At 64.2% G+C, this 2603-nt stretch carries 2 protein-coding genes and 2 pseudogenes; 2 read left to right on the forward strand and 2 right to left on the reverse strand.

The features are described from left to right. A pseudogene (locus EN742_RS31205) lies at positions 1-592 on the reverse strand (DMT family transporter); the annotation flags it as partial. Between the two features lie 132 nt (positions 593-724). Here EN742_RS31205 and EN742_RS31210 point away from each other — a divergent pair. Further along, positions 725-1165: an Lrp/AsnC family transcriptional regulator gene (locus EN742_RS31210; protein WP_127406249.1), complete on the forward strand. Its 441-nt coding sequence runs from the start codon at positions 725-727 to the stop codon at positions 1163-1165. 89 nt (positions 1166-1254) lie between these two features. Here EN742_RS31210 and EN742_RS31215 read toward each other — a convergent pair whose 3' ends face one another. Beyond that, complete coding sequence (locus EN742_RS31215; protein WP_127406250.1) at positions 1255-2352, reverse strand: adenylate/guanylate cyclase domain-containing protein; 1098 nt, start codon at positions 2350-2352, stop codon at positions 1255-1257. Between the two features lie 162 nt (positions 2353-2514). Here EN742_RS31215 and EN742_RS39755 point away from each other — a divergent pair. Beyond that, positions 2515-2603: pseudogene (locus tag EN742_RS39755) on the forward strand (transcriptional regulator); the annotation flags it as partial.

The raw sequence follows: 2603 nt of genomic DNA on the forward strand, positions 1-2603 counted from the left end.
GAGACAGGCATAGCCCAGCTCCGGGCGTCGGCGGTGAGGTGGGAAAGATTGGCGAAGGGCGCCAGCATGACAGCGTCTTGGTGACGATTGCCGCCACGGCCCAGAAGAAGGCCGCCCCCAGCGCCATCACGATCCCGGTGAAATAGTCGGTGCCGACATCGCCGGCATGCTGCTGATCGTACAGACCGGGCCCGATGCCGGCGAAGGCGATGGCGAGCCAGGCCAGCTTGGCCAGGGTCAGGCGTTCGCCAAGGAAGAGCGCCCCGAAGCCAACCAGCATGAAGGGCTGGGTGTTGTACACGGCGGTGGCGATCGAGATCGAGGCGCGGGGAAAGGCGCTGAACAGCAGCAGCCAATTGATGACGATGGCAGCGCCGCCGAGAACGGCAAGCCCAGCGACGCGCGGCGTCAATGTCCCGCGCAGCAGGCCGAGCGCGGCGCAGATGACGAGCAGCGTCGCCGCGCCGAAGGCGCATCGCCAGAACACCACATCAATGGCAGGCTGGCCAGAAAGCACGACGAACCAACCGATCGTGCCGAGGATCGCCATTGCCGCGGTCATTTCGACCGTGCCGTGCAGAGTATTGTTCATGAGGCAGCCTCTAGATCTTTATGGCTGCATGATCTCAAGCTCCGACGGCCATTTCCATGCCGACAGAAAGATGGTATGCCGTATTGACCTAATTAAATTAGGCAAAACCACTCTTTATCGTGGAATGTGAAAATGCTCGACGATCTTGACAGGCACCTTCTCGACATCCTCGTCCGGGATTCCAGAACGTCGCTGAAAGATCTGGCGCAGCAAGTCGGCATGTCGTCACCGAGCGTTTCGGAGCGGCTGCGGCGGCTGGAGGAGCGCGGCGTCATCCGCGCCTTCACCATCGAGGTCGATTCGGAAGCGCTCGGCTACCCGCTGCAGGCGATCGTGCGCATCCGGCCGCTGCCGGGCAAATTGCACATCGTGCAGAAGCTGATCGAGGAGACGCCCGAATTCGGCGAATGCGACAAGGTGACGGGCGACGACTGCTTCGTCGCGCGGCTGTTCGTGCGCTCGATCGGCGAGCTCGATCGGCTTCTCGACCGGATCGCCGACAAGGCGGAGACGAGCACCGCCATCATCAAGGCGCAGCCGATCCGCCGCCGCCCGCCGCCGCTGGGCGTCTAGCTATTTCAGAAAAGCCGTGAGCGGTTCTCCGTCCGGAATTGCGTAAAAGCAATTCGGCGTTTCCGTGAAACGGTGAACCGCTCTTGAGGTCACCCGTCCGGCAGGCCGAAGACGGCGCACGATCTGGCGATTCCGCGCAATTGATGTTCGCCCAGCGCGACCACGGGCGTTGATGTTTCCGCCGCGACAGCGCCCGAGATCAGCACGCTCCGTCCAAGCGGCCGGCACAGGCCTTCGAGCCTGCTGACGAGATTCACGGCCGGGCCGATCGCGGTGAAATCGAGCCGGTCGGCTGTGCCGATATTGCCCCAGACCATGTCGCCCAGATGCAGCGCCATGCCGAACTGCAGTTCGGGCATGCCCTGTCTGGCACGGTCCTGATTGAGCTGCGCCATTCCCGCCCGCGCCGCTCCGATCGCGCGCAACGCTGCCTCGCAAGCCACTGAAGCCGAGCGCTCGCCGACAGGAAAGATCGCCAGCACCCCATCGCCGATGAATTTCAGCACCTCGCCGCCGAAAGCGTGAACGGCACCAGCGATGCGGTCGAAGCTAGCGTTGAGCGCCGCCACGACCTGTTCGGCGTCCGTCTCCTCCGACAGGGCGGTAAAGTCCCGCAAATCGCTGTAGAGCAGGACGGCACGGATCGTCTCACCAACCTCGCGCCGAGAACGGCCGGCCAACACCTGCGCCGCGCTTCGCTGCCCAAGATAGGCCTCAAGCAGGGCCGACAGCGCCGACCTGGCAGCGAGAGCGGCAAGTGGCGCGGCGGCGAAGCGTGCCACCTGGTCCAGTGTATTCGATTCGTGCTCCGCGAGAGGGCGGACCGCGACCCAATTCAGTTTTGGACTCTCGGATTGCGTATCCTGACGCTCAGGCCCGACCGTGTAATTGTGCACGACACCCGTTCCCAGTCCCGCCAGCCATTCGCGTCCGAGATCGCCCTCCCCGGTTCCAGGCATCGTGCCGGCGCCAAAACCCAGCGCCTCCATGACGACGCCTGTCTCGGCCCGCCACAGCCAGGCGCGGCGCGTTATGATCGGATGCGGCGCGGCGAGCGTCAGGGATCCACCGGCGAGCGGCAGCCCATCGTCAACCAGTCGCGCGCCGAGCGTGGCCAGAAAGGCATCCGGTTGGACGGCGCTGCCGGCGCGGTCGACCAACCAGGCGAGAGTTGAAGAAAGCCGCATCGACACGATCATGCTTCGGCGTTCCGTCGCTGTCACCAGCGCGAAACAACCCGAGGAGTTTTTTGTTGAAAGGAAGGGCGATTTAGCTTCGAATCGAATGCGCTGGTCCGGCGCCGTGTGTCGGGCGAGCCGTGTTGCGGCGCGCACACCCGGGAGATTTCGATGGCTGAACCCTTGATCGTTCGTCGTGAGGTGCAGATCGCGGCGCCGCCGGCGACGGTTTTCGCCTTCCTGACAGATCCCGACAAGAT

Origin of the sequence: Mesorhizobium sp. M4A.F.Ca.ET.020.02.1.1, from assembly GCF_004022645.1 — a bacterium.
In the GTDB taxonomy this organism is placed as follows: Bacteria; Pseudomonadota; Alphaproteobacteria; order Rhizobiales; family Rhizobiaceae; genus Mesorhizobium.

Coding starts and splice junctions, on each gene's coding strand:
- EN742_RS31210 (WP_127406249.1), top strand. CDS start 725: ATGCTCGACGATCTTGACAGGCACCTTCTCGACATCCTCGTCCGGGAT.
- EN742_RS31215 (WP_127406250.1), bottom strand. CDS start 2,352: ATGCGGCTTTCTTCAACTCTCGCCTGGTTGGTCGACCGCGCCGGCAGC.